The following is a 2,844-nucleotide window of genomic DNA, read 5'->3' as shown; positions in this document are numbered from 1 at the left end:
GGCGCCCGGCGCTTTTGCTTTTCCGGGCCCCTCCGGGGTGTGGGTGGGGGGGGCCCCCCGCAAAGCCACTGCGGTATCCGAAGTCGGCCAAGCACATTCAGCTACCGAAGGATCGTCTTGGCTCCGTGCGCAAAGCCGCTACTGCAGCGGTGTTGCGTTGATCCCTGGCTTCGGATGCCGCAGTGGCTTCGCGGCTGACGCCGCTCCTACAACCGGTTTCGGACGCTGTAATGGCTTCGCGGCTGACGCCGCTCCCACAAGGCAAAGCATCGCGCGCTGCGGCTCAATCCAGCTCGACCATCTCGAAGTCATCCTTGGTCACGCCGCAGTCCGGGCAGGTCCAGGTGTCGGGCACGTCTTCCCAGCGCGTGCCGGGGGCGATGCCTTCTTCCGGCAGGCCGTCGGCCTCGCTGTAGATGAAGCCACAGACGACACACATCCAGTTGCGCAGGGTGGAGGCCGTAGCGTCGGACATCGGGGATAATCACCGGACAAAGAAGCGGCGTTGATTGTCACATTCCCCACGCCGTACCGGTAGCCATACATGACACAGCTCGCCGACGCCCGTGGCGTCTACCTGATCACCCCCGACGAAACCAACAGTGCACGCCTGCTTGAGCGGGTCCGCCCTCTGCTGGCCGGCACCACCTGGCTGCAATACCGCAACAAGGCGGTCGATGCCCCCACTCGTCTGGCCCAGGCCAGCGCGCTGCAGGCGCTGTGCGCCGAAGCCGGGGTGCCGCTGATCATCAATGATGACGTCAGTCTGGCCCAGCAGGTCGGCGCTGCCGGTGTGCATCTGGGGGAAGACGACGGCGACATCGCTGCCGCCCGCGCACTGCTCGGCCCGCAGGCCATCATTGGCGCGTCCTGCTATGACGAGTTCGAGCGCGCCCAGCGCGCGGTTGCTGCTGGTGCCAGCTATGTGGCCTTCGGCGCCTTCTTCCCCAGCCGCAGCAAGGTCACCCCGCGCCGCGCCAACCCGGAGCTGCTGCGACAAAGCGCCGCACTCGGCGTGCCGCGGGTGGCGATTGGTGGTTTGACCCCGGACAATAGCCGGCCTGTGGTGGACGCTGGCGCGGATCTGATCGCGGTGATCAGTGGCGTGTTCAGCGAGGCCGATCCGGTGGCGGCGCTTGAGGCTTATCGGGGCTGTTTCCGGGCCGCATGACCTTACAGACCTCACTAATCTCTGCCATCCCTTCTCCCGCCTGCGGGAGAAGGTGCCCCGAAAGGGGCGGATGAGGGGGCTTTTGACGTTTGCTTGCTGGAAGCTTCCCCTCACCCCAACCCCTCTCCCGCAAGCGGGAGAGGGGCTAACGCCAAGCTCAGCTCTTCGTTGTTGTTGATACCTCAAAGGACTTACGCATGAACCACGACCAATCCCACGCCCTGTTCACGCGCGCACAGACGCTGCTGCCCGGTGGCGTCAATTCACCGGTGCGTGCGTTCAAGTCGGTCGGCGGCGAACCCTTCTTCGTGCAGCGCGCCGATGGCGCCTATCTGCATGACGTGGATGGCAATGCCTATATCGACTACGTCGGCTCCTGGGGCCCGATGATCGTCGGCCACAACCACCCAAGCGTGCGCGAGGCCGTGCAGGAGACCATCGGCAATGGGCTGTCGTTCGGCGCGCCGTGCGCGGCCGAAGTGACCATGGCCGAGACCATTACCCAGTTGGTGCCGTCCTGCGAAATGGTCCGCATGGTCAACTCCGGTACCGAGGCCACGCTGTCGGCAATCCGACTGGCGCGCGGCGCCACCGGCCGCAACAAGATCGTCAAGTTCGAAGGCTGCTACCACGGCCACGGCGACTCGTTCCTCGTCAAGGCCGGCAGCGGCATGCTGACCCTTGGCGTGCCGACCTCGCCGGGCGTGCCGGCCGGGCTGAGCGAACTCACCCTGACCCTGCCCTACAACGACTTCGAAGCCGCCACTGCCTTGTTCGAACAGCAGGGCGCCGACATCGCCGGCCTGATCATCGAGCCGGTGGTGGGCAACGCCAACTGCATCCCGCCGCGCGAAGGTTACCTGCAGCATCTGCGCGCGCTGTGCACGCAGTACGGCACGCTGCTGATCTTCGACGAAGTGATGACCGGCTTCCGCGTTGCCCTGGGTGGCGCGCAGGCGCATTACGGCATCACCCCGGACCTGAGCACCTTCGGCAAGATCATCGGCGGCGGCATGCCGGTGGGCGCCTATGGCGGCCGTCGCGAGCTGATGTCGCAGATCGCACCGGCCGGTCCGATCTATCAGGCTGGCACGCTGAGCGGCAACCCGGTGGCGATGGCCGCCGGTTTGGCGATGCTGCAACTGGTGCAGGCGCCGGGCTTCCACGAGCGCCTGACGGCGGCAACCAACACGCTCTGCGATGGCCTGGAAGCGGCAGCGCGCGATGCCGGCGTGGCGGTGACCACCAATCGCGTCGGCGGCATGTTCGGCCTGTTCTTCAGCAGCGAGAAGGTCGAGACCTATGCGCAGGCCACTGCCTGTGACATCAAGGCCTTCAACGTGTTCTTCCACGCCATGCTGGAACGCGGCGTATTCCTGGCCCCGTCGGCCTACGAGGCCGGCTTCCTGTCCAGCGCGCATGACGATGCGGTGATCGAAGCCACGCTGGTTGCAGCGCGCGAGGCGTTCAAGGTGGTAGCGGCGGGTTGATCCTGCAGCGGATACGGCAAACATGCCGGTCGGCTCAATGCGGTAACGCTGCTCGTCCTGACGAAGCAGCGTTACCCGCAATCGGAAGCAGATGTCGCATTCGTTTGTGGGAGCGGCGTAAGCCGCGAAGCAAATGGCAGCATCAGATTGCACGCGGACCAAGGCCTGGGGCAGGGTCAGCTT

At 65.7% G+C, this 2,844-nt stretch carries 3 protein-coding genes; 2 read left to right on the top strand and 1 reads right to left on the bottom strand.

The annotated features are described in order from the left end of the window. Positions 1 to 283 precede the first annotated feature (283 nt). Positions 284 to 475, bottom strand: a complete 192-nt coding sequence (locus ACVOLV_RS22100; protein WP_303747299.1) for a rubredoxin — start codon at positions 473 to 475, stop codon at positions 284 to 286. Positions 476 to 544: 69 nt separating this feature from the next. Here ACVOLV_RS22100 and thiE point away from each other — a divergent pair, with 69 nt between their 5' ends. After that, a complete protein-coding gene (gene thiE, locus ACVOLV_RS22095) occupies positions 545 to 1,171 on the top strand; it encodes a thiamine phosphate synthase (RefSeq protein ID WP_481556228.1) in 627 nt (208 codons plus the stop codon). A gap of 197 nt (positions 1,172 to 1,368) precedes the next feature. Then, complete coding sequence (gene hemL, locus ACVOLV_RS22090; RefSeq protein ID WP_481556227.1) at positions 1,369 to 2,661, top strand: glutamate-1-semialdehyde 2,1-aminomutase; 1,293 nt, start codon at positions 1,369 to 1,371, stop codon at positions 2,659 to 2,661. Positions 2,662 to 2,844 lie beyond the last annotated feature (183 nt).

It is taken from the genome of Stenotrophomonas sp. STEN023 (assembly GCF_056760135.1).
This window is presented reverse-complemented; position numbering and strand designations above follow the sequence as displayed.